Consider the following 21,832-nt stretch of genomic DNA (forward strand, 5'->3'; position numbering starts at 1 on the left):
CCGCAACGCACGGCGCGGTAAGGCAGTCGAAACGCCTTAAATGCGAGAGCAGTCCCTATGAACCGTCGCGCCTTCCTGATCCTGTCCTCCTTCGCAGCGCTTGCAGCCTGCACCACGTCGCCTGCACCGACCGGTGGCGGAGGGGTCGGACCGGACGGCAGACCCCTGCCCCGCGTCTACCGGATCGGACCCGGCCAGCGCGGCCAGATCGAATACCGGATGCTCGATGCGGTGAACGCGCTGCGCCAGGCCTCCGGCGCCCCGGCCCTGACGCTCGACAACAAGCTGCAGGCCGCCGCCGCCACCCATGCCCGCGACATGTCGGTCCAGAACCGCCCGTGGCACTTCGGCTCCGACGGCTCCTCGCCGATCGACCGGGTGCAGCGCGTGGGCTACACCGGCCGGCTCGTGGGCGAAGCGATCTCGGAAACCTACGAGACCGAGCTGGAAACCCTTTCGGCCTGGATGGAAGAGACGCCGACCCGCAACGTCATCCTCGATTCCTCCGCGACGGAGATGGGCTTTGCCTGGTATCAGGAAAACAACGGCAAGATCTGGTGGTGCCTAGTGACCGGCGCGTCCGGCATGGCCTCGACGCCCGGTCTGCAGACCTGAGGTTTCGCCGCGAAACCTCCAACCTTTACAAAAGGTTAACGCGCGCCGGATCCCGAAGGTCCGGCGCGTTTTCGGTCAGGGATTGATCTGGATCGGCGTGCCGTCCTGCACCATCGCATAGATGTCGCGCATCTGCTTGTCGGTCACGGCAATGCAGCCGGCAGTCCAGTCGCGCGGACTGCCCTTGCGATAGCTCGGCCCCTGCCCGTGGATGAAGATATCGCCGCCCGGGCTCTTGCCCAGTTCCTGCGCGGTCATCCGGTCCACCGGGTTGGGATAGCTGATGCCGATCGACAGGTAGAACTTGCTGTTCGGATTGCGGCGGTCGATGAAGTAGTTGCCTTCCGGCGTCTTGCCGTCGCCCTCGATGAACTTGTGCCCCTGCGGCGCAAAGCCCAGACCCACGTCGTAGGACTTCAGCACCTTGTCATGGTGCAACAGGTGAAGCCGACGCTCGCCCTTGTTGACCACGACCTGGGTCACTTCCGGCCCGCGGTACGTGTAGAACTTGCTGGAACACGCCGAGGCGCCCAGTACGGCCAGCAGAAGAAGGCCGAGTTTCAGAAATCGCATTGTTCACTGCCCCTGAACATTTTTTGCGACCATACACCAATTATCCACGGCTGGACATCTCACGATTTCGCCAGCGTGAACTGCGAAACCAGCTCTACGTGGGTCGACCAGCGGAACTGATCCACCACCCGCACCCAGTCGAGGCTGTATCCCGCCGAGATCAGCCGCGCCGCGTCCCGGGCGTAGCTGACCGGGTTGCAGGACACGTAAGCGATTCGCGGGACACGGGCGCTTGCCAGCTCTGCCACCTGGGCTTCGGCCCCGGCGCGGGGCGGGTCGATCACCACCCCGTCGAAGCGCGCGAGCTCGTCCGGCAGAAGCGGGTTGCGGAACAGGTCGCGCGCCTCGTGCGTGACGTGTCGCAGCCCCTTGCCCTGCCGCCAGCCCTTGTCCAGCGCACGCGCCATGGCGGCGTCGCCTTCCACCGCATGGACCTTCCCGCGGGAGGCCAGCGGCAGCGCAAAGGTCCCGCAGCCCGCAAAAAGGTCGGCCATGTGGGAACAGCCCTCGAGCGCCTCTTCCACGCCCGCCAGCAGCGCGGCCTCGCCCTCGGCCGTGGCCTGCAGGAAGGCACCCGGGGGCGGCACGACCTCCGCATCGCCGAAACGGTGCGCGGGCGGATGCAGGGTCAGGACCTCGTCGTCCCAGGCCAGCCGCGCCAGGTTATGCTTCTGCGCCATGCCCGCAAGCGTCACGCGAAAGGCGTCGTCCACCGCCTTGCCGCCGGTCACGACCACGTCCAGACCGCCCAGCGTCTCCGTCACCTGCACCGACAGCTCGCCCTTGCGGGAGGCGCCGGCGACCGCCAGTTCCTCTACCATCGGCAGGGCCGCCGCCAGTGCGGGGCGGACAAGCTGGCAATCGGGAACCGCGATCACCACGTCGGAGGCCTTGGCATGGAAACCGGCCAGTGCGCCCTTCTTGGTCCGGCGGGCCGAGAAACCCGCCCGCCGCCGCGACCGGGGCGGAGAAGTCACGATGGGCCGCATCTCCGTCTCGATCCCCTGCGCCGACAGGGCCCGCGCCACCACGTCAACCTTCCAGCCTTCGACGAAGGGATCGGCGGCGTGCTGCAACTGGCAGCCGCCGCAGGCCTTCGCGTGGCGGCAGGGCGGCGAGACACGCTCTGGTACGGGGGTCACGATCCGCGGGGACAGCATGACGCCGCTGGTCACCGCGCCCTCGACCACCTCGCCGGGCAGCGCGCCGCGCACGTAGACCGGGCCCGCGGCGATCCCGTCGCCGTGGTGCCCGAGACGCTCCACCGTCACACGCATGTCTTCGGTCATGGAGACCCACCCCCTGCTTCGTCTTTGCACAATTGTCCTGAAACGGCGTCTTCCTTACGCCAGCGCTGCCGCCGGGGTAAAGGCCCCTACTCTGCCGCCTCGGCCCCGATGAAACCGCCGGACTGCCGCGCCCAGTAGCGCGCATAAAGCCCGTCCTGCGCCAGAAGCTGGTCGTGGGTGCCCTGTTCGACGATGCGGCCCTGGTCCATGACCACGATGCGGTCCATCTGGGCGATGGTCGACAGCCGGTGCGCGATTGCCAGCACGGTCTTGCCGCGCATGACCTCGTCCAGCGCCTGCTGGATCTCTGCCTCGACCTCGGAATCGAGCGCGGAGGTCGCCTCGTCCAGAACCAGCACCGGCGCGTCCTTCAGGATGGCGCGGGCCAGGGCGATCCGCTGGCGCTGGCCGCCAGAGAGCTTCACGCCCCGTTCGCCGAGCCGCGCGTCGTAGCCGGTGCGGCCCTTGAAGTCCTTCAGTTCGAGGATGAAATCGTGGGCGGAGGCGCGGCGCGCCGCCTCGAAGACTTCCTCGTCCGTGGCCCCCGGACGGCCGTAGCGGATGTTCTCCATGGCGGAGCGGTTGAACATCGAGGTGTCCTGACGGACCACGGCGATGGCATCGCGCAGGGCGATCTGGGTCAGGTCGCGGATGTCGGTGCCGCCCAGCAGGATTCGACCTTGTTCCACGTCATGCAGCCTGAGAAGCAGCGACACGGCGGTGGATTTCCCCGCCCCGGAGGCGCCGACCAGCGCAATCTTCTCGCCCTCGGCAATGGTCAGGTCGAAGTTGTCGAGCGCGGCGCTTTCGCCGCCATAGGCAAAACCCACGTGGTCGAAGCGCAGCGGCCCATGCGGCGCGATGCGTTTGGCGCCCGGGCGGTCGGTGATCCCGTGGGAGGGGGTCAGCGTGCCGATGCCGTCCTCGATCTCTCCGACCTGGGTGAAGATGGTGATCGCCACGCGGCCCAGCCGGTTGGTCAGCATCGACAAGCGCGTGGTGATGAGCGCGGTCATGGCGATGTCCCCCGCCGAGGCGGTGCCGACACTGTAGAGGTAGAGCGCGCCGAGGATCGACGCGACCGGAAGGATGCCGCCCAGCGTCATCAGAACCATGCGGAAGACGGCGGACAGTTCGCCGAATTCCAGCGAGCGCTGGCGCAGGGTTTCGAGCGCGTCCTGCGTGGCGCGGTCCTCGTCGTGGTCGCGGGCGAACAGCTTGACGGTCGAGATGTTCGACAGCGTGTCGACGATCTGCCCGGTGACCTGCGTGCGCGCCCCGGCCCGGCTGGCAGAGCGGCGCTGCACGCGGGGGATGAAGTACCGCAGCGTCGCGGCATAGAGCACGGCCCAGACCACGAAGACGGTCAGCAGCCGCCAGTCGACGGACCCCAGCAGTATGAAGGAGCCGAGGAACATGGCGAGGGAGAAGACGATGACGTCGGAAACCTCGATCACGAGGTCGGTCAGCGCGCGGGCCACCTGCAGCGCCTTCTGGCTGATACGCCCGGCAAAGTCGTTCTCGAAGAAGGCCATGGAGTGGCCCAATGTGTAACGATTCAACCTGAACAGCACGAGCGGGAAGAGGTTCGGCCCCAGCAGCACACCCGAGACGGCCGCGTCGAAGACGAAGAGGATCGGACGCAGGATCATGAAGAACGCGACGCCAAAAAGGATGAGCGGCCAGTAGGTGTCCCAGAAGGCGCCCGCACCCGCCGCGCCGGCGCTGTCGATCACCCAGCCGGTGAAGCGGGCGGCCACCAGTTCGGAGGCGCCCGCCAGGAAGGTGACGAAGAAGGTCAGGCCGATGGCGCGTTCGGTGCCGCGCAGGGCCCAGCGCGCAAAGGCCCACATCCCGCGCGGCGGCGGGCCCTCCGCCGCGGCGAAGGTGTCGATCTCCGGCAGCAGGCGTCGGATCATTCGGCGGCCTCCTGCGTGCCGCTGCCGATGAACCCGCCGGACTGGCGTTCCCAGAAGCGGGCGTAGAGGCCGTTCTGCTCCAGCAGCTCGTCGTGGCTGCCCTGCTCTGCAATGCGACCCTGATCCAGCACGATGATGCGGTCCATGCTGGAGATCGTGGACAGGCGGTGGGCGATGGCCATGACGGTCTTGCCCTCCATCACGCGGTCCAGCGCCTCCTGGATGGAGGCTTCGACCTCGGAATCGAGGGCCGACGTCGCCTCGTCTAGGATCAGGATCGGCGCGTCCTTCAGGATGGCGCGGGCCAGAGCGATGCGTTGCCGCTGGCCGCCCGACAATTTCACGCCGCGTTCGCCCAGGAAGGCGCCGTAGCCCTGCCGTCCCTTGTGGTCGCGCAGCGCAAGGATGAACTCATGCGCCTCGGCCTTCTCGGCGGCGGCGATGACCTCTTCCTCCGTCGCGTCGGGGCGGCCGTAGCGGATGTTGTCCAGCGCCGTGCGGTTGAACATGGCGGTTTCCTGCGTGACCATGCCGATCTGGCGGCGAAGGCTTTGCTGCGTGACCTTCGCGACGTTCTGGCCGTCGATCAGGACGGCGCCTTCCTCGGTGTCGTAGAGACGCAGGATCAGCGACATCAGGGTCGATTTCCCCGCACCGGAGGCCCCGACGATGCCGACCTTCTCGCCCGGGGCGATGGTGATGTCGACGTCCTGAACGCCGCCCTCGCGCCGCCCGTATGCAAAGCTGACGTGGTCGAAATGCACCTCGCCCTGCGACACGTGCAGCGGCATGGCGTCGGGCGTGTCTTCGATCCGCTGGGCGGGGGCGAGCGTGCGCATGCCGTCCTCCACCTCGCCGATGTGCGACGAGATCACCATAAGCGTGTAGCTGATCCAGCCGGTCATCTGGCTGAGCCGGATCGACAGCGCGCCCACGGCAGCCACGTCACCCGGCGTCACGCCGTTGCCCATCAGCGCGACCGACAGGCCGACCAGCAGCACCGGCAGGAACCCGGCGATGAAGATCAGCCCGAGGCGGAAGAAGGTCTGCGCCTCACCGAACCGCAGCCAGGTCTGGCGCAGCGATTCCATGGAGTTCAGCGCCTTGCCGTCCTCGTGGCTGTCCCCGGCGAACAGCTTTACCGTCTTGATGTTGGTGATCGAGTCGACGACCTGCCCGGTGACCATGGAGCGTGCCTCGGCCCGCGCGGCGGCGCGCCCGCGGACGACCGGCAGCATGACCTTCAGGAACAGCGCGTAGGCCACGAACCAGCCCGCCAGCGCGGCGACCATCCACAGGCTGATGCCGCCGACGAGGAAGCCGGTGGAGATCACGGTCGACAGGCCGAAGGTCACGGCGTTCACCGTCTCCACCACGATTTCCGTCATGGAGTTGGCGACCTGGTTCTTCTTCTGCGCCAACCGCCCGGCAAAGTCGTTGTCGAAGTAGGTGACGGACTGGCCCAGCGTCCAGCGGAAGGTGCGCGCCATGACCTGCACGAAGATGTTCGGGCCGATCATCACCGACTGGGTCAGGGCAAGGCCGCCAAACAGCAGCGGACGCGCCACGAGGAAGACCGCGACGCAGGCCAGCGCCAGCCCGAGGTGCAGCGACAGGAACTGGTCGGGCGGCGTGGTCGACACCGCGTCCACCACGGAGCCGAGCAGCTTCATCGACACCACCTCGATGATGCCGGCGAGAACAGAGACCATCACGCCGAGCCAGATCACCCGCCAGCCACCGGCCAGCGTCCAGCCCATGAAGGCGCGCAGCGTCGTCGGCGGCGCGTCCCCGACGGGGGCGTCGGGGGTGATCTGGTTGCCGGCGCGGTGGATGAAGTTGGTGAACGCGCGTTGCATCACTCTGCTGCCTTTTCGTCGGTATCGAGATCGAGGAACCCGCCGCTTTGCCGGGCCCAGAAGGAGGCATATAGACCGCCCCCCGCCAAAAGCGCGTCATGGGTGCCGTCCTCGACGATGTGACCGTCTTCGATCACGAGGATTCGATCCATTCGCGCGATGGTGGACAGGCGGTGCGCGATGGCGATCACCGTCTTGCCCTCCATCATGCCGTAGAGCGTGTCCTGAATGGCCGCCTCGACCTCGGAATCGAGGGCGGAGGTCGCCTCGTCCAGGATCAGGATCGGCGCGTCCTTCAGGATCACCCGGGCAAGGGTCACCCGCTGGCGCTGGCCGCCGGACAGCTTCACGCCGCGCTCGCCCACATGGGCGTCATAGCCGGTCAGACCGTTCGGGTCCTGCAGGTCGAGGATGAAGTCATGCGCCTGCGCCTGCTTTGCCGCGGCGATCACCTCCTCTTCGGTCGCGTCGGGGCGGCCGTAAAGGATGTTGTCGCGGACGGAGCGGTGCAACAGGCTCGAATCCTGCTGAACCATGCCGATGTTGAGCCGGAGGCTGTCCTGCGTGACCTGAGAGATGTCCTGCCCGTCGATGCGGATCGTGCCGCTCTCGGCGTCGTAGAACCGCAGCAGCAGCTTCACCAGCGTCGACTTGCCCGCGCCGGAGCGCCCGACAAGACCGACCTTCTCCCCCGGACGGATCGTCAGGGAAATCCGGTCGAGCCCGCCTGCCCCGCGGCCGTAATGGTGCGACAGTTCCTGCACCTCGATCCGGCCTTCGGTCAGCTGCAGCGGCTTGGCGCCCGGCGCATCGGTCAGGTCGATGGGCTGTGCGATGGTTTCCATCCCTTCCGCCACGACGCCGAGCTGGCGGAAGAGCGTGGTCAGCGCCCACATGATCCAGCCGGTCATGGCGTTCAGCCGGAGGGTCAGCGCGGTCGCAGCCGCCACCGCGCCCGCGGTGGCCGAGCCCTGCATCCAGAGCGCCACGGCCCAGCCGACGACACCGACGATCAAAAGGCCGTTCAGCACCACGAGGGACACATCCATGATGGTATAGAGACGCATTTCGCGCTGGAACGTCTCGCGCGTGGTGTCGATGGCTTCCTTGGCATAGGCCAGTTCGCGGTCGTGATGGGCGAACATCTTGACGGAGTGGATGTTGGTGTAGGCGTCCACCACCCGCCCGGTGACAAGGCTGCGCGCGTCGGAGGCGGCCTTGGAGGCGGGTCCGACCCGGTGGATCGTCCAGCGCATCAGCAGGGCGTACAGCCCCAGCCACAGCACCAGCGGCACCATCAGGCGCGGGTCGCTGTCGCCCAGCAGGACCATGGCGCCGATGACGTAGGCCATGGAGAAGGACACGGCATCGAACACCTGGAAGACGACCTCGCCCGCGGCGGGCGGGGTCTGCATGATCCGGTTGGAGATGCGCCCGGCAAAGTCGTTCTCGAACCAGCCGACGGACTGGCGCAGGACATGCGCGTGCGACCGCCAGCGGATCAGCGTGCCGAAGTTGGGCATGATGCCGTTGTTCAGCACCAGCACGTCCAGCATCTGCAGCGCGGGCCGGACGAAGAGGATGAACAGCGCCAGCAGGATCAGCGTGGTGCCGTGTTCGGCCCAGACCTGCGCGGGATCGCCGGACAGCACGTCGACCACCCATCCCATCACCCAGATCAGCGCGATCTCGACGAAGGCGGTCAGGCAGGAGAGCAGCGTCGCCCAGACGAAGATGCGCTTGAACGGCTGGGCGTAATCCCAGAGGAACGGCCAGAGGCGGGTCGGCGGGCGGTCGGTTCGCGGGTAGTCGCAGTACGGATCGACAAGGTTTTCAAAGAAGCGGAACATTCGGAGGCGCCTTTGTTCGTGGCGTTAAACGGGCATGATGAAACAGCGTGGGGGCCGGAGGCAGACCCACGCGCGCAGGGTCACTCAGGCAAAGCTGGGTAGGGACCGTGCAATTTCCATCAAGCAGCCTCCGATAGGGTTCGAAGGTCTCTTAGCCCAGATGAATGCTGTTGTCACGCATTTCTGGAGCGGTCGAGAAGAGTAGCCTTGTCGAGCGTGAAACCGGAGGCGATCCAGTCGGATTCGAGCTGCCGGAGCGCCTCGCCCAGTGCGGGTCCCTCGTAGCGGTCCTTGAGGTCCCTGGCGGCGACCGGGAACCGTGCTTTCGCGGCCTTTTCGATGGGGCGCAGGGCGGAGGTGTCGAGCGGCGCGCCGAAGGTCACGGCCCGCAGGACAAGCACGTCGCGCGCCATGTCTGCGCCATGGCGATAGGCGACCTCGGGCAGGGGCATCGGTTCGGATATCAGGCTCTGATACTGCTCAAGACGCTTCTTCTGGGCTTTGGAGAACCGCAGCGCCCCGCCGTCGAAAACGCCAATGGCCGCCAGTCGGCGCAGTGGGTCCGGCGGCAGGTTCAGCGTGGATTCGTGTTCGAGAAGCGGGCCGAGAGGGGTCTCGCTGGCGCCGGGAAGGGCGGTGTTCAGGACGCCGGTGCGCGCCATGACGGCGACCGCGGCGAAAGGGTCGGGGGCGGCGAAGAGCTTCAGCAATTCCTGCCCGACCCGTTCGCGCGACAGGTGTTGCAGACCGTCGAGATTGGCGGCAATGGCGGCCAGCGCATCGGCGTCCATCCCGGTCTGCGGGTCGCCGTACCAGGCATAGAACCGGAAGAATCGCAGGATGCGGAGATAGTCCTCGCGAATCCGCCGGTCGGCGTCCTCGATGAAGCGCAGGTACCGCGCCTCGATGTCGGGCAGGCCGCCGAGGGGATCGGTGATCTGCCCGTGCCGGTCGGCGTAGAGCGCGTTCATGGTGAAGTCGCGGCGCACCGCATCCTCGGCCACGTCATCGGCGAAACGGACCACGGCGCGGCGGCCATCGGTCTCTACATCGGCGCGAAAGGTGGTGACTTCGAAACCCGTGCCATTGGCGACGACCGTCACGGTGCCGTGGTCGATGCCGGTGGGGACCGCCCTGAGGCCCGCCGCCTTCGCCAGGTCAATCACCCGTTCGGGACGCGCGTCGGTGGAGATGTCGACATCCGCGACGGGTTCGCCGAGCAGCGCGTTGCGGACACAGCCCCCCACGGCATAGGCGCGGTGGCCGCCATCCTCCAGCATCTTCAGCACGGCCTGCGCGCCCGGCGCGGTCAGCCAGTCGCCGGTGACGCGGGTCACGCCTGCACCCGCTCCGCCAGGCCGCGCAGCATCCGCGCGGTGGCGCCCCAGATGTAATAGGGACCGTAAGGCGCGGTGTAATAGAGACGCCTTTCCCCCCGCCAGCGCCGCCATTGCACGCTGTAGCGGGCCGGGTCGGTGATGTGGTCGAAGGGGACATAGAACGCCTCTTCGACCTCGCCGGGTTCCGGCACCAGCGTGAAGGGCGCCCGGATCAGTGCCAGCACCGGCGTCACGAGGAAGCCGGTCACCGTCTCATGCGCGGGCAGGGTGCCCAGCACCTCGACGTTGGAGGGGTCGAGGCCGACCTCTTCATGCGCTTCCCGCAGCGCGGCGGCGACCTCGTCCGCGTCACCCGGATCGACCTTGCCGCCGGGAAAGGCGATCTGGCCGGGGTGGTGTTTCAACCGGCTGGAGCGCTTGGTCAGCAGCAGTTGCAGCCCCTGCGGCGTGGCGAGGAAGGCCGCCAGCACGCCCGCGGGGCGCAGCTTGCGCTCCGGAGGCAGCGCGATCCTGGGGTTCAGGTCGAAATCCGACGACTGCCCGGCCGGGACGCCCAGCGCCCGGCGCAGGGCATCGGCCTGGTCACGCGTTGTCATCCGCCTCGAACCCCACCGTCTTCGGGTCGAGCTCGTAATGCGCCCCGCAGAACTGGCAGTCGGCGGTCACGAGCCCATCGTCCGTGGTCATCCGCGAGATGTCCTTCGCGGAGTAGATCGACAGAGACTGGCGCACACGGTCTTCCGAGCAGGTGCAGCCGAAGCGTACCGGCTGGCTGTCGTAGACGCGCGGCCGCTCTTCGTGGAACAGGCGCACAAGCAGGTCGGTCGGCGGCACGGAGGGGCCGATCAGCTCGAACTCTTCCAGAGTCTGGAGGTGGGCGTTCACCCGGTTCCAGTTCTCCTGCTCGTCGCCGGACACGAGGTCGTCAGCCTGCAACAGGCCTTCTTCGCCGGACCCGCCGTCCTGCGCCGCGAAGGGCGAGGGCTTCGGCATGTGCTGCAGCATGAGCCCGCCGGCGCGCCAGTGCTCTTCCTGCCCCGGCTCCTTCGAGCGGCCGAAGGTCAGCGCGAAGGTCGTCGGCAACTGTTCCGACTGGGCGAAGTAGGCGGCGGCGCAATCCGACAGGCTGTTGCCCGCGACCGGGGTGATGCCCTGGTACGGCTGCATTCCTTCGCCCTGGTCGATCAGGATCGCGAAGTAGCCCGCGCCAAGCTGCTGGAACGGCGTCGCATCGGTGATGCGGTCGCGGTCGAAGCTGGCGTAGGCCCGGATGCGCGCCGGGTGGCCTTCCTTGTCGGGGCCGTAGTAATCCGTTGCGATCATCCGCACCGGGCCGTTTGTCTGAACCTGGAGCGACAGCTTCCAGCGCAGCTTGATTGTCTGGCCGATCAGCGCGGTCAGCAGCGCCATCTCGGCCACCAGGGCCTCGACCGGGGCGGGATAGTCGTGCTGCTTCAGCACGCCCGACAGAACGCCGTCGAGACGCGCCACGCGGCCACGCATGTCGCTGCGATCAAGCTGAAAGGGAAGGACGGTATCGTCCCAGGCGATCTTGTCACCGAAGCTCATGAATAGGTCCTTGGGGGTTTTCCTGGCTGCCTGTGGCTGGCAATAGGCGGTCATATAGGGACTTCATGTCCGGAACGCAAAGGGGCAGGGATCATGCGCAGATACGGGGACAGTCCGAAGGCCGGGCAAAGCTACACCTTCCGCCCCGGCGTTTACGTCATCCTGCCGCGCGTCGGGAAACTGCTTCTGACGCACCAGTCGACCCCTTACCCGGAGTTCCAGCTGCCCGGCGGCGGTGTCGATCCGGGGGAGCATCCGCTGACCGCGCTGCACCGCGAGGTCTTCGAGGAGACGGGATGGCGAATCGCGGAGGCGAGGCGGCTGGGCGCGTTCCGGCGTTTCACCTGGATGCCGGAGTACGAGATCTGGGCCGAGAAGCTCTGCGTCATCTACACCGCACGGCCGGTCTTTGCGTTGGGCGATCCGACGGAACCGGGACACACCGCGCATTGGGTTCCGACCGATGTGGCGGCGCAGGTTCTGGGCAACCCCGGGGAGCGGGACCTGGTGACGCGACACATCCTGTAGGCGGCCCTACAGCACGTCGAATTCCAGAAGCGCGGCAGAAACGTCGTCGCCCAGCTTGTCCGAATTCTCCATTTCGCTGGTGAGGCGCCAGAACATGTCCTCCATCAGGTCGGGGCCGGAGCCGTTGGCGGCGCTTTCGCGGAACAGCCGCGCGAGCCCGTCCTCGCCCAGCATGGTGCCGTCTTTCATCACCGCCTCGGTGAAACCGTCGGAGTAGAGCAGGAGCATGTCGCCGCTGGCCATGCGGAACCTGTGCTGGTCGTAGCTGACGTCTTCGACAAGACCGATGGGCAGGCCGCCGTCGCCGATCCATTCGATCTGCCCGTCGGCGCGCAGGAGCAGCGCGGGGGAATGGCCCGCCTGAACGAGCCGCATGTGCCCGGTGCGCAGGTCGGCGGCGACATAGGCCAGCGTCAGGTATTCCTCCACCCCCGGATCGGCGGCGAGGCGCTGGTTCAGCAGGCGCGCGGTTTCCGCCGGTTCGCGCATGGCAAAGCGGTTGCCGGGCATGGCGCGCAAGGCAAGGTTCTGTTCGGGGAAGGTGCTGGAGAGATATCCCGCCACCCGCGCCGTCACCATCGCAGAGGTGATGCCATGGCCGGAAACGTCGATGCTGTAGAGGCCAAGCCGGTCGCCGCCGGGGCGGAACATGCCCACGAGGTCGCCGCCGACGTGGCCGCAGGGATGCAGCAGCAGGCTGACGCGGGAGGTGCCGATTTCGGCGACCCGTTCGGGGACAAGGGACTGCTGGATCGTACGCGCCTGCCTGAGGTCGTTGTCGATCGCCTTGTGAATCTCGCGCAGTTCCTCCAGCGCGACGGAGAGGTGCTGGTTCTTGACCGACAGCTCCCGCTGCATGGCCAGCAGCCGTTCGCCCGCGTTGATTCGCGCCCTGAGCTCGTGATTGTCCACCGGCTTCGTCAGGAAGTCGTCGGCGCCGGCGTCGAGGCCCTGCGCCACATCGCCTTTCTCGCTTTTCGAGGTCAGGAGGATGAAGTAGCCGTATGTCTCCCGGTCGAGCGCGCGAAACCTGCGGCACAGTTCCAGTCCGTCCATGCCGGGCATCATCCAGTCGGACAGCACGAGGTCGGGCGGCGTTTCGGCGCAGATGCGCAGCGCCTCCGGGCCGGAGGTAGCGGTCAGCACCTCGAACCCCCACCGCGCGAGAACGAGGCCGACGATCTTCAGCTGAAGCTGACTGTCGTCAACGACCAGAACGCGCCGGATCGATCCCGTCAGGACGGGCGATTTGAGAAATTCTTCGGCGTGCAAGGCGCTTCCTTCGGCTGCGTTCCGACCCCCGGGAACCCCTGCTAGCGGCATTTTCTTAACGGTGCCTCAAACATCGAATTCGCGGCAACTTCTGTCGTCCCTAAAGGTCGCGTTCACGGTCTTGTCCTATTCCGGAGCGTCAGAGAAGGAGGCGACAGATGATCGACTGGACGCGCGTGAACGAACTCGTCGACGAGATCGGGACCGAGGATTTCGGCGAGGTGGTGGAGCTTTTCCTGATGGAGGTGGACCACGCCATCGGTCTGCTGGCGAACGGCGCCGGTAATCCCGTCGTGGTCGAGGAGCAACTGCATTTCCTGAAGGGCGCGGCGCTGAACCTCGGGTTCGAGACGATGGCACAGCTTTGTCTCAAGGGCGAAAAGGCCGCCGCCGCCGGACGCCCGGACGTGGTGTCCGCCGAAGAGGTGCAGGCGGTTTACGTCACCTCCCGCGCGCAGTTCGAACGCGATCTGCCGAAACGGCTGGCCGCCTGACCCGTCTCAGATCAGGAACTGCGCCAGGATCTCGTCGTCGGTGATGTCCTTGTAGTTGAAACCGTTTGCGTCGAGCTGGCCGAACAGCCGGTCGAAGCTTTCGGGCGCGTTCGTTTCGATCCCGATCAGGACGGAGCCGAAGTTGCGCGCGGACTTCTTCAAGTACTCGAAACGCGCGATGTCGTCTTCCGGACCGAGCAAGTTGAGGAAATCCTTCAACGCGCCGGGGCGCTGCGGCAGGCGCAGGATGAAGTACTTCTTGATGCCGGAGTAACGCTGGGCACGTTCCTTCACCTCGGGCAGCCGCTCGAAATCGAAGTTGCCGCCGGAGGTGACGCAGACCACCGTCCGCCCGCTGATCCCCTGGCCCAGGTCCTTCAGCGCATCGACGGACAGCGCGCCCGCCGGTTCAAGGACGACGCCCTCCACGTTCAGCATTTCCAGCATCGTGGTGCACAGGCGGTCCTCTGCGATGGTCAGGGAGTTGGCAAGGCCGACGCCCTTCAGCCGGGCAAAGCTGCGTTCGCCGATCTTCGCCACGGCGGCCCCATCGGCGAAGGTGTCGACCTTCGGCAGCGCCACCGGACGGCCGGCCTGCAGCGCCGCGCGCAAACAGGCGCCGCCGGCGGGCTCGACAAAGGTGTACTGCGTGTCGGTGCCGAAATAGGACAGGATGCCCGCCGCCAGGCCGCCGCCGCCCACCGGGATCACGATGTGATCGGGCGCGCGGCCAAGCTGGGCTTCGATCTCGGCCGCGACGGAGGCCTGCCCCTCGATCACGTCGTCGTCGTCGAAGGGCGACAGGAAATGCCCGCCGGTATCGCGGCAGAAGGCCTGCGCGGCATGAAGGCAGTCATCGAAATAGTCACCGATCAGGCGGATCTCCACATGGTCGCCGCCGAACATGCGGGTCTTCTGGATCTTCTGCTGCGGCGTCGTCACCGGCATGAAGATCACACCCCGCACCCCGAAATGGCGGCACATGTAGGCGACACCCTGCGCGTGGTTGCCCGCAGAGGCGGCAACATACAGCTCCACCTCCGGACGCTTGCGCATGGCGTTCAGCGCGCCGCGCAGCTTGTAGGAGCGCACGGGCGACAGATCCTCGCGCTTCAGCAGCACCTCGGCGCCGAAGCGTTCGGACAGATGATCGTTGCGCAGAAGCGGCGTCGCGGGGAAGACCTCGCGCATGGCCGTCTCGGCGGCGCGGGCAATATCCTGGAACTCGGTCATGGTCCCGTGCTGGCACCGGCTGCGGCGCTTGGCAAGTGGGATCAGCGCCGCAGGACCCCTGCGTGGAAGATCGCCGTGACCGCGGTGGTGTGGATCAGCACCTGCACCCAGAAGGTCACAAGCACGAAGACCGCGTCGAGCGCGCTGGCTGCGGCACCCTCGACCGGGATCATCAGCTGGATGCCTACGGTCATGACGAAGAGCATCACGGCCAGCCCGAAAAGCGGCGCGGCCTGCTTGCCCGTGGCGGCCCATGCCTCGTGCAGGCGCATCACGCGGTCCACGGCGATGCCGGGCAGCACCGGGCTGAGCCGCAGGAAGACCCAAAACACCAAGAACCACACGATGTTTATCAGGAAGGCATGCACCAGCGGCCCGGGGCGCAGCAGCATGTCGAGGAAGATCAGGATCAGCACACCGGCGAACAGCAGGCCGAAGATCAGCCGGAACAGCCGCCAGCCGTAGCGCGTGAAGACGTCGATGGGGCGGTCGGTGGCCAGCGGATGCTGCGGTTCCGCCAGAAGCAGGAAACGGTGCCAGCGCACGGCGAACCACGCGACGCACAGGCTGAAGACGATGAGCATGCCGGCGGCCGCGGCGATGGCCAGGAACACGCTGTCGCCCATGCCCTGCGCGTAGCCGAGGTAGTTGTACCAGACCACGAGCCCCGCCACGACCGGGACAACCGACAGCCGCAGACCCTGGAAGATGTGCCTGTTGATGAGGTGAACGGTCAGGACGATAAGCGAGACGAGGGGCAAGGGCGTGCTGTTCCGGAAAGAGGCGGATGGCCCAGAAGGAAGGCGCAGGGCGCACGGGTGTCAAGACCTGCGGCCCGGCCGCGGCGGCCCGTCCTGCGGCCATGCGCCGGTGTCCACCTTGCCCATGCGGCAAAAACCCGTTACGCACCGCGCCAAATCTGCGATGAGGATCATCCACATGAACGCGCCCAAGAAAGTCGTGCTGGCCTACTCCGGCGGCCTCGACACTTCCATCATCCTGAAATGGCTGCAGACGGAATACGGCTGCGAGGTGGTGACCTTCACCGCCGATCTCGGCCAGGGCGAGGAGCTGGAACCGGCGCGAAAGAAGGCCGAGCTTCTGGGGATCAAGCCGGAAAACATCTACATCGAGGACGTGCGCGAGGAGTTCGTGCGTGACTTCGTCTTCCCGATGTTCCGCGCCAACGCGGTCTACGAGGGTCTGTACCTGCTGGGCACCTCCATCGCCCGTCCGCTGATCTCCAAACGGCTGGTGGAGATCGCCGAGGAAACCGGCGCCGATGCCATTGCGCATGGCGCCACCGGCAAGGGCAACGACCAGGTGCGGTTCGAACTCTCTGCCGCCGCGCTGAACCCCGACATCAAGTGCATCGCGCCCTGGCGGGAGTGGAACCTGAACTCGCGCACGTCGCTTCTGGCGTTTGCCGAGGAGAACCAGATCCCGATCGCCAAGGACAAGCGGGGCGAGGCGCCGTTCAGCGTGGACGCGAACCTGCTGCACACCTCGTCGGAGGGCAAGGTGCTGGAGGACCCGGCCGAGAACGCGCCGGATTACGTCTACCAGCGCACGGTGAACCCGGAAGACGCACCGGACACACCGGAGGTCATCGAGATCACCTTTGAAAAGGGCGACGCGGTGGCGATCAACGGCGAGGCGATGAGCCCGGCGACGATCCTGACGCAGCTTAACGAATATGGCCGCAAACATGGCGTGGGCCGTCTGGACTTCGTCGAGAACCGTTTCGTCGGCATGAAGTCCCGCGGCATCTACGAGACGCCCGGCGGCACGATCCTTCTGGAAGCGCACCGCGGCATCGAGCAGATCACGCTCGACAGCGGCGCGGGCCACCTGAAGGACAGCCTGATGCCGCGCTATGCGGAACTGATCTACAACGGCTTCTGGTTCTCGCCGGAGCGCGAGATGCTGCAGGCCGCCATCGACAAGAGCCAGGAACTGGTCTCGGGCACCGTGCGGCTGAAGCTTTACAAGGGGTCGGTGCGCACCGTGGGCCGCTGGTCGGACGCGTCGCTCTACTCGGAGGCGCATGTGACCTTCGAGGACGACGCCGGTGCCTACGATCAGAAGGACGCGGCGGGCTTCATCCAGCTGAACGCCCTGCGCCTGCGTCTGCTCGCGGCGCGGAAGCGTCGTCTGGGCTGACGGCTACGTCCGCAACGTCACTCTTGCATAGTCCCTCGTGCCGGGCACATTCGCGCGGTACGAGGGAGACAGCATGAGCCTGACAGACATTCGCGACAAGATGCAGCGTGGGCTCGACAAGCGCCCATTGGACGAGGTGATCAAGTTCGACTGCGGGGCGGACGGGTCGATCACGCTTCAGGACGGGCAGGCCGTGCTGGAGGATCGCCCCGCGCAGTGCACCATCCACATGACCGCGGACAACCTGCGCAAGCTGATCCAGGGCAAGATGAACCCGATGACCGGCTTTGCCATGGGCAAGATCCGCGTGTCGGGGGACATGGCCCTGGCGATGAAACTGGGACAGCTTCTGGGCTGAGACAGAGACTGATTACTCAAGTGAATGACCCCGGCGGAACGCTCCGCCGGGGTCTTTTTCGGACTGCTCTTATTGCGCGGTGATGGTGGCCATCACGAGGCTGCCGTCCGGCTTGATCGGGCCGTCCTCGGTGGCGCCCAGCGTGTATTCGAAAACGCCGGTCGTCATGCCGCCGTCCTCGCCGTGGACCATCAGCATCAGCATGTCGCCCGCAGCGACGTCTTCCTGAAGGATCGCGGCGACGTCCATGTTTTCACCCATGCGCAGCGGTGCGTAGCCGACAACCGGGCCGGGCTTCATTTCAGCGTCGGTGCGGTGCACGACCATCCAGCCGTTTGCCGGAGCGACGACCTTGGTGGCGGACACGACGCCGTTGGAAACGTCCTGATCCGCGGCCTCGACCATCGGCGCCATGGAGTGGCTGGCGGCAAAGGCGGTGGTTGCGGTCACGGCAATGGCTGCGGCAAGTGCTTGGATTTTCATAATTTCATCTCCCGATCATTTGGGTTTTGCGGGCCTTTGCCCGCGTTGAACACCAGCATCCACGTTCCGGGTGTGGGGGAAGTTTCGAATTTTCTCGGAAATCGTTCACGTCCCTCTCACCTTGCGGTGAAGACATGCCGCGACAGTTGCCACGACGGGCAGGGCGCGCGCAGGGTATTTCCAAAAGGGGATCCGACATGAGCACGATCAGGATTTGGATGACGGTCGCCGCGCTGGTCGCGGGGCTTTTGGTACAGGGCCAGCGCGCGGAAGCGGCGGAACTGTTCGTCGCGGGCGGCTGCTTCTGGTGCGTGGAGGCGGATTTCGAGAAGGTCAGGGGCGTGCGGGAGGTCGTGTCGGGCTACACCGGCGGATCGACGAAGAACCCGACCTACAAGGAAGTGTCGCGCGGCGGCACCGGCCATTACGAAGCGGTGCGCATAGACTACGACGAAGGTCAGGTCTCTGCCCGGCAGCTTTACGACCTGTTCTTCCGCTCCGTCGATCCGACCGACGCGGGCGGCCAGTTCTGCGACCGGGGCGAAAGCTACCGAACCGCGATATTCGTTACCAATCCTGCCCAGAAGCAGGCCGCAGAAGCCGCCAAGGCCGCGGCGGAGAAGGCGCTCGGCAAGAAGATCGTCACGCCGATCCGGAACGCCGGACCGTTTTACAAGGCCGAGGATTATCACCAGGACTACTACAAGGGCGACAGCCGGACGCTGACCCGCTTTGGCCCGATCAAGCAGAAGGACGCCTACAAGCGTTACCGGTCGGGCTGCGGCCGCGACCAGCGGGTGAAACAACTTTGGGGCGAGGCCGCGCCCTTCGTGAACTGAGAGGGCCGAGCGCTCAGCCGAAGGCGTCCTGAACCTCTTTCAGGTCCGGGATCACGTCGGCGGTGCCGTAGCGCGTGACCATCAGTGCGCCGGCCTTCTGCGCAAGACTGATCGCCTGTTCCATCGGCATGCCACGGTCGAGACCCGCCAGCAGATAGCCGGTGAAGGTGTCGCCCGCGCCCGTGGTGTCGACCGGCGTGACCTTCGGTGCAGGCAGGTCGCGGACCGAACCGGCGTCGGTGTTGTGCCAGCGGCATCCGTCGCCACCCAGCGTGATGACCACGTCGCGGACCGGCAGGCTCTCTGCCGCGCGGCCGGTGGCCTGTTCGAGCTGCTGCGCCTCCACCGCATTCAGGACAAGGATGTCCAGAAGCGGCAGGACGGCAAGCGTCGCCTCTGCCGAGAAGGGCGCGGCGGCGTAGGCCACCTTCATCCCGCGGCGAGAGGCCTGTTCGGCGGCTTTGCGCTGAAGGTTTGTCTCGTTCTGGAAGAGGAAGATGTCGCTGGAGGTCGCGTCGGCCAACGCCTCGGCGATATGCGTCTCTGTCAGGGCATGATTCGCGCCGGGGAAGATGACGATGCTGTTCTCGCCCTCCGCGTCCAGAAGGACGATGGCGTGGCCCGTGGTCTCTTCGACCTCTCGCAACTGGCGCGTATCGACGCCGTATTCCGTCAGGCGCTGGACCGCCCATGCGCCGTCGGCACCGACCGCCCCGATGTGCAGGCAATGCGCGCCAGCCCGGGCCGCAGCCACGGACATGTTGGCGCCCTTGCCGCCCAGACCGCGGGTAAAGTTCGTCGCAGCCAGCGTTTCGCCGGCGGCGGGAAGGTGCGGAAGACGATAGAAGAGATCCGCGTTGACGGACCCGAGATTGAAGATTGTCATGTGCCCATCTGCAAAAAACTGGTGCTACGCGATATTCCGATGTCCTGCGATCCTGCAGACGGAAGGCATTCCTGAAATGCCGTTGCGATCTTCACGATGCAGCGCTTCGGCGCTGAATTCAACACGAAGCCGTTTGACCGTCGCGGTCACCGAGATCATCGAGCAATAGGGACGGGCGGCCCGGGACCGTCCCGCGCCGTCCGGTTTTCGGATATGGCTGTCAGCCGACCTTGCAGGCGGCCAGAACGGCCATGTTCAGGATGTCGTTCGCGGTGGACGAGGACGAACAGATCTGGATCGAATGATCGACGCCGGCCAGGATCGGCCCGATGATCGTCGCGCCCGCCATTTCCTGCATCAGCTTGGTCGAGATCGAGGCGGAGTGCCGCGCCGGGACGACGAGGATGTTCGCCGGGCCGGTGAGGCGCTGGAACGGGTAGGATTCCTGCGCCTTGGGGTTCAGCGCCACATCGACCGTCATCTCGCCCTCGTACTCGAAGGACACGCCGCGCTGATCGAGAACGCGCGGCGCGATGTGCATCTTCTCGGCCCGCTCGGAGACCGGGTAACCGAAGGTCGAGAAGCTGACAAAGGCGACGCGCGGCTCGAGCCCGAGGTGCCGCGCCACGTCGGCGGCCCGTTCGGCGATGGTGGCGAGGTCCTGTTCATTCGGCCATTCGTGCACCAGCGTGTCCGAGATCAACACGATCCGGCCCTTGTGCAGGATGGCGGTGACACCGGCGGCGCCGTGCTTGGCATCGGCGTCGATGACGTGGTTGACCAGTTGCAGCACATGCGCGGACTTGCGGGTTGCGCCCGTGACCAGACCGTCGCCGTGCCCATGCGCCAGCATAAGCGCGCCAAAGACGTGGCGGTCGCGCGCGGCGAGCCGGTGCACGTCCTGGCGGTCCATGCCACGGCGTTGCAGGCGTTCGTAGAGGAAGTCCTTGTAGGTTTGCAGGTGGCGGCTGTTGGCGGCGTTGACCACCTCGAGCTCGCGCACCGCGTCCGCGAGGCCCGCTTCTTCCAGCTTCTGCTTCACGTCAGCCTCGCGGCCCACGACCAGCGCCTTGCCGAAGCCGTTACGCTGGTAGAGCACGGCGGCGCGCAGCACGCGGGGATCGTCGCCTTCGGCAAAGATCATGCGGGCTTGCGCGGCGCGGGCACGGTTGTTGATCGACCGCAGGATCGGCGTCGTCGGGTCCATGCGCGCCTTCAGCCGTTCCGTGTAGGCGCCCATGTCCACGATCGGACGCCGGGCCGCGCCAGTGTCCATGCCGGCGCGCGCCACGGCGGGCGGAATACGGTGGATCAGGCGCGGGTCGAAGGGCGTCGGGATGATGTAGTCACGCCCGAAGGAAAGCGTCTTGCCATAGGCGAGGCCCACCTCGTCCGGCACGTCCTCGCGCGCCAGCGCCGCCAGCGCCTCTGCACAGGCGATCTTCATCTCGTCGTTGATGGCCCGTGCGTGGATGTCGAGCGCGCCGCGGAAGAGGTAAGGGAAGCCCAGGACGTTGTTCACCTGGTTGGGGTAGTCGGAACGCCCGGTCGCCACGATGGCGTCGGGCCGGACCTCGTGCGCCTCTTCGGGCGTGATCTCTGGATCGGGGTTCGCCATGGCGAAGATCACCGGGTCCTCGGCCATGTCCATCACCATCTGCTGGGTGACGGCGCCCTTGGCAGAGACGCCGAGGAACACGTCGGCCCCCTTCATCGCATCTTCGAGCGTGCGCATCTCGGTCTTGACGGCGTGGGCGGACTTCCACTGGTTCATACCCTCGGTGCGGCCCTGATAGATCACGCCTTTCGTGTCACACATGACGCAATTGTCGTGCTTCGCGCCCATGGACTTCAGCAGTTCGAGGCAGGCGATCCCCGCCGCGCCGGCGCCGTTCAGCACGATGCGCACGTCCTCGATCTTCTTGCCCGACAGGTGGAGCGCGTTGATCAGCCCCGCCGCGCAGATCACGGCCGTCCCGTGCTGGTCGTCGTGGAAGACGGGGATGTCCATCTGCTCCTTGAGCGTCTGCTCGATGATGAAGCATTCGGGCGCCTTGATGTCCTCGAGGTTGATGCCGCCGAAGGTCGGGCCCATCAGCCGGACCGCCTTGATGAATTCTTCCGGGTCTTCGGTGTCCAGCTCGATGTCGATGGAGTTCACGTCGGCGAACCGCTTGAAGAGCACGGACTTGCCCTCCATCACCGGCTTCGACCCGAGCGCGCCGAGATTGCCGAGGCCCAGCACCGCGGTGCCGTTCGAGATCACCGCGACGAGGTTGCCCTTGTTGGTGTAGTCGTAGGCCAGTTCGGGGTTCGCTGCGATGTCCTCACAGGGGACCGCCACGCCGGGGGAATAGGCAAGCGACAGGTCGCGCTGGGTGGTCATCGGCACGGTTGCCTGAACCTCCCACTTGCCCGGTGTCGGCTCCAGGTGGAAGGCAAGCGCCTCTTCGCGTGTGAACTTCACTCTTGCCATGGACCGGTCTCCCCCCGTTTAGGTGTCTGGCCTCATTACCTCCGGTTTGACCGGGCAACAATGGGGGAAGGGCCGTGGTAGCGCGA

At 66.4% G+C, this 21,832-nt stretch carries 20 protein-coding genes; 6 read left to right on the forward strand and 14 right to left on the reverse strand.

Annotated elements, in window-relative coordinates; translation table 11 throughout:
* Window positions 1-57: 57 nt before the first annotated feature.
* Window positions 58-615, forward strand: coding sequence for a CAP domain-containing protein (locus ACU0DV_RS13910; RefSeq protein ID WP_100928656.1), 558 nt, complete (start codon window positions 58-60; stop codon window positions 613-615).
* A gap of 75 nt (window positions 616-690) precedes the next feature.
* Here ACU0DV_RS13910 and ACU0DV_RS13915 read toward each other — a convergent pair whose 3' ends face one another.
* The 8 genes from ACU0DV_RS13915 to hslO form a co-directional block, all read right to left on the reverse strand.
* Window positions 691-1,188: a L,D-transpeptidase family protein gene (locus tag ACU0DV_RS13915; protein WP_100928657.1), complete on the reverse strand. Its 498-nt coding sequence runs from the start codon at window positions 1,186-1,188 to the stop codon at window positions 691-693.
* A 59-nt stretch (window positions 1,189-1,247) separates the two neighbouring features.
* A complete protein-coding gene (locus ACU0DV_RS13920; protein WP_446241657.1) occupies window positions 1,248-2,477 on the reverse strand; it encodes a class I SAM-dependent RNA methyltransferase in 1,230 nt (409 codons plus the stop codon).
* Between the two features lie 86 nt (window positions 2,478-2,563).
* Window positions 2,564-4,396: an ABC transporter ATP-binding protein gene (locus ACU0DV_RS13925; protein ID WP_446241658.1), complete on the reverse strand. Its 1,833-nt coding sequence runs from the start codon at window positions 4,394-4,396 to the stop codon at window positions 2,564-2,566.
* Window positions 4,393-6,255, reverse strand: coding sequence for an ABC transporter ATP-binding protein (locus tag ACU0DV_RS13930; protein WP_283981665.1), 1,863 nt, complete (start codon window positions 6,253-6,255; stop codon window positions 4,393-4,395). The genes ACU0DV_RS13925 and ACU0DV_RS13930 overlap by 4 nt, the downstream gene beginning before the upstream one ends.
* Window positions 6,255-8,105, reverse strand: coding sequence for an ABC transporter ATP-binding protein (locus ACU0DV_RS13935; protein ID WP_446241659.1), 1,851 nt, complete (start codon window positions 8,103-8,105; stop codon window positions 6,255-6,257). Before ACU0DV_RS13935 ends, ACU0DV_RS13930 begins: the two co-directional genes overlap by 1 nt.
* Window positions 8,106-8,278: 173 nt before the next feature.
* Complete coding sequence (locus ACU0DV_RS13940; RefSeq protein ID WP_446241660.1) at window positions 8,279-9,442, reverse strand: CCA tRNA nucleotidyltransferase; 1,164 nt, start codon at window positions 9,440-9,442, stop codon at window positions 8,279-8,281.
* Window positions 9,439-10,041 carry a CoA pyrophosphatase gene (locus ACU0DV_RS13945; protein WP_283981668.1) on the reverse strand — a complete coding sequence of 201 codons (603 nt, stop codon included), beginning with the start codon at window positions 10,039-10,041 and terminating at the stop codon, window positions 9,439-9,441. Before ACU0DV_RS13945 ends, ACU0DV_RS13940 begins: the two co-directional genes overlap by 4 nt.
* On the reverse strand, window positions 10,028-11,014 hold the full coding sequence (gene hslO / locus ACU0DV_RS13950; protein ID WP_446241661.1) for an Hsp33 family molecular chaperone HslO: 987 nt from the start codon (window positions 11,012-11,014) through the stop codon (window positions 10,028-10,030). Before hslO ends, ACU0DV_RS13945 begins: the two co-directional genes overlap by 14 nt.
* A 90-nt stretch (window positions 11,015-11,104) precedes the next feature.
* Here hslO and ACU0DV_RS13955 point away from each other — a divergent pair, with 90 nt between their 5' ends.
* The gene (locus ACU0DV_RS13955) at window positions 11,105-11,542 is read left to right on the forward strand and encodes an NUDIX domain-containing protein (RefSeq protein WP_446241690.1); all 438 of its coding nucleotides are present in this window, start codon (window positions 11,105-11,107) and stop codon (window positions 11,540-11,542) included.
* A gap of 6 nt (window positions 11,543-11,548) precedes the next feature.
* Here ACU0DV_RS13955 and ACU0DV_RS13960 read toward each other — a convergent pair whose 3' ends face one another.
* Window positions 11,549-12,814 (reverse strand): PP2C family protein-serine/threonine phosphatase, encoded by a 1,266-nt coding sequence (locus tag ACU0DV_RS13960; protein WP_370311508.1) that lies wholly within the window; start codon window positions 12,812-12,814, stop codon window positions 11,549-11,551.
* A gap of 158 nt (window positions 12,815-12,972) precedes the next feature.
* Here ACU0DV_RS13960 and ACU0DV_RS13965 point away from each other — a divergent pair, with 158 nt between their 5' ends.
* The gene (locus ACU0DV_RS13965) at window positions 12,973-13,308 is read left to right on the forward strand and encodes an Hpt domain-containing protein (protein WP_100928666.1); all 336 of its coding nucleotides are present in this window, start codon (window positions 12,973-12,975) and stop codon (window positions 13,306-13,308) included.
* Between the two features lie 6 nt (window positions 13,309-13,314).
* On the opposite strand, the gene ilvA is transcribed toward ACU0DV_RS13965, so the two are convergent.
* Window positions 13,315-14,541 carry a threonine ammonia-lyase IlvA gene (gene ilvA / locus ACU0DV_RS13970; protein WP_100928667.1) on the reverse strand — a complete coding sequence of 409 codons (1,227 nt, stop codon included), beginning with the start codon at window positions 14,539-14,541 and terminating at the stop codon, window positions 13,315-13,317.
* A gap of 41 nt (window positions 14,542-14,582) precedes the next feature.
* Window positions 14,583-15,302, reverse strand: coding sequence for a hypothetical protein (locus ACU0DV_RS13975; protein WP_446241662.1), 720 nt, complete (start codon window positions 15,300-15,302; stop codon window positions 14,583-14,585).
* 178 nt (window positions 15,303-15,480) lie between these two features.
* Here ACU0DV_RS13975 and ACU0DV_RS13980 point away from each other — a divergent pair, with 178 nt between their 5' ends.
* Together ACU0DV_RS13980 and ACU0DV_RS13985 are read left to right on the forward strand one after the other, a co-directional pair.
* Complete coding sequence (locus ACU0DV_RS13980) at window positions 15,481-16,704, forward strand: argininosuccinate synthase (RefSeq protein ID WP_370311510.1); 1,224 nt, start codon at window positions 15,481-15,483, stop codon at window positions 16,702-16,704.
* A gap of 73 nt (window positions 16,705-16,777) precedes the next feature.
* Window positions 16,778-17,062, forward strand: coding sequence for an SCP2 sterol-binding domain-containing protein (locus tag ACU0DV_RS13985; protein ID WP_100928670.1), 285 nt, complete (start codon window positions 16,778-16,780; stop codon window positions 17,060-17,062).
* Between the two features lie 69 nt (window positions 17,063-17,131).
* Here the strand turns inward: ACU0DV_RS13985 and ACU0DV_RS13990 are convergent, their stop codons facing one another.
* Window positions 17,132-17,545 carry a DUF7282 domain-containing protein gene (locus tag ACU0DV_RS13990; RefSeq protein WP_100928671.1) on the reverse strand — a complete coding sequence of 138 codons (414 nt, stop codon included), beginning with the start codon at window positions 17,543-17,545 and terminating at the stop codon, window positions 17,132-17,134.
* Window positions 17,546-17,742: 197 nt separating this feature from the next.
* Between ACU0DV_RS13990 and msrA the strand changes: the two genes are divergently transcribed.
* Window positions 17,743-18,384 carry a peptide-methionine (S)-S-oxide reductase MsrA gene (gene msrA, locus ACU0DV_RS13995; protein ID WP_100928672.1) on the forward strand — a complete coding sequence of 214 codons (642 nt, stop codon included), beginning with the start codon at window positions 17,743-17,745 and terminating at the stop codon, window positions 18,382-18,384.
* A 13-nt stretch (window positions 18,385-18,397) separates the two neighbouring features.
* On the opposite strand, the gene ACU0DV_RS14000 is transcribed toward msrA, so the two are convergent.
* Complete coding sequence (locus ACU0DV_RS14000; protein WP_446241663.1) at window positions 18,398-19,270, reverse strand: ribokinase; 873 nt, start codon at window positions 19,268-19,270, stop codon at window positions 18,398-18,400.
* A gap of 220 nt (window positions 19,271-19,490) precedes the next feature.
* The gene (locus ACU0DV_RS14005) at window positions 19,491-21,746 is read right to left on the reverse strand and encodes an NADP-dependent malic enzyme (protein WP_100928674.1); all 2,256 of its coding nucleotides are present in this window, start codon (window positions 21,744-21,746) and stop codon (window positions 19,491-19,493) included.
* Window positions 21,747-21,832 lie beyond the last annotated feature (86 nt).

The organism is Sagittula sp., assembly GCF_052825245.1.

Excerpts from the sequence above, each read along its gene's own strand:
- ACU0DV_RS13910 (WP_100928656.1), top strand. The coding sequence starts at position 58 with ATGAACCGTCGCGCCTTCCTGATCCTGTCCTCCTTCGCAGCGCTTGCA.
- ACU0DV_RS13915 (WP_100928657.1), bottom strand. The coding sequence starts at position 1,188 with ATGCGATTTCTGAAACTCGGCCTTCTTCTGCTGGCCGTACTGGGCGCC.
- ACU0DV_RS13920 (WP_446241657.1), bottom strand. The coding sequence starts at position 2,477 with ATGACCGAAGACATGCGTGTGACGGTGGAGCGTCTCGGGCACCACGGC.
- ACU0DV_RS13925 (WP_446241658.1), bottom strand. The coding sequence starts at position 4,396 with ATGATCCGACGCCTGCTGCCGGAGATCGACACCTTCGCCGCGGCGGAG.
- ACU0DV_RS13930 (WP_283981665.1), bottom strand. The coding sequence starts at position 6,255 with ATGCAACGCGCGTTCACCAACTTCATCCACCGCGCCGGCAACCAGATC.
- ACU0DV_RS13935 (WP_446241659.1), bottom strand. The coding sequence starts at position 8,105 with ATGTTCCGCTTCTTTGAAAACCTTGTCGATCCGTACTGCGACTACCCG.
- ACU0DV_RS13945 (WP_283981668.1), bottom strand. The coding sequence starts at position 10,041 with ATGACAACGCGTGACCAGGCCGATGCCCTGCGCCGGGCGCTGGGCGTC.
- hslO (WP_446241661.1), bottom strand. The coding sequence starts at position 11,014 with ATGAGCTTCGGTGACAAGATCGCCTGGGACGATACCGTCCTTCCCTTT.
- ACU0DV_RS13965 (WP_100928666.1), top strand. The coding sequence starts at position 12,973 with ATGATCGACTGGACGCGCGTGAACGAACTCGTCGACGAGATCGGGACC.
- ilvA (WP_100928667.1), bottom strand. The coding sequence starts at position 14,541 with ATGACCGAGTTCCAGGATATTGCCCGCGCCGCCGAGACGGCCATGCGC.
- ACU0DV_RS13980 (WP_370311510.1), top strand. The coding sequence starts at position 15,481 with ATGAACGCGCCCAAGAAAGTCGTGCTGGCCTACTCCGGCGGCCTCGAC.
- ACU0DV_RS13985 (WP_100928670.1), top strand. The coding sequence starts at position 16,778 with ATGAGCCTGACAGACATTCGCGACAAGATGCAGCGTGGGCTCGACAAG.
- ACU0DV_RS13990 (WP_100928671.1), bottom strand. The coding sequence starts at position 17,545 with ATGAAAATCCAAGCACTTGCCGCAGCCATTGCCGTGACCGCAACCACC.
- msrA (WP_100928672.1), top strand. The coding sequence starts at position 17,743 with ATGAGCACGATCAGGATTTGGATGACGGTCGCCGCGCTGGTCGCGGGG.
- ACU0DV_RS14000 (WP_446241663.1), bottom strand. The coding sequence starts at position 19,270 with ATGACAATCTTCAATCTCGGGTCCGTCAACGCGGATCTCTTCTATCGT.
- ACU0DV_RS14005 (WP_100928674.1), bottom strand. The coding sequence starts at position 21,746 with ATGGCAAGAGTGAAGTTCACACGCGAAGAGGCGCTTGCCTTCCACCTG.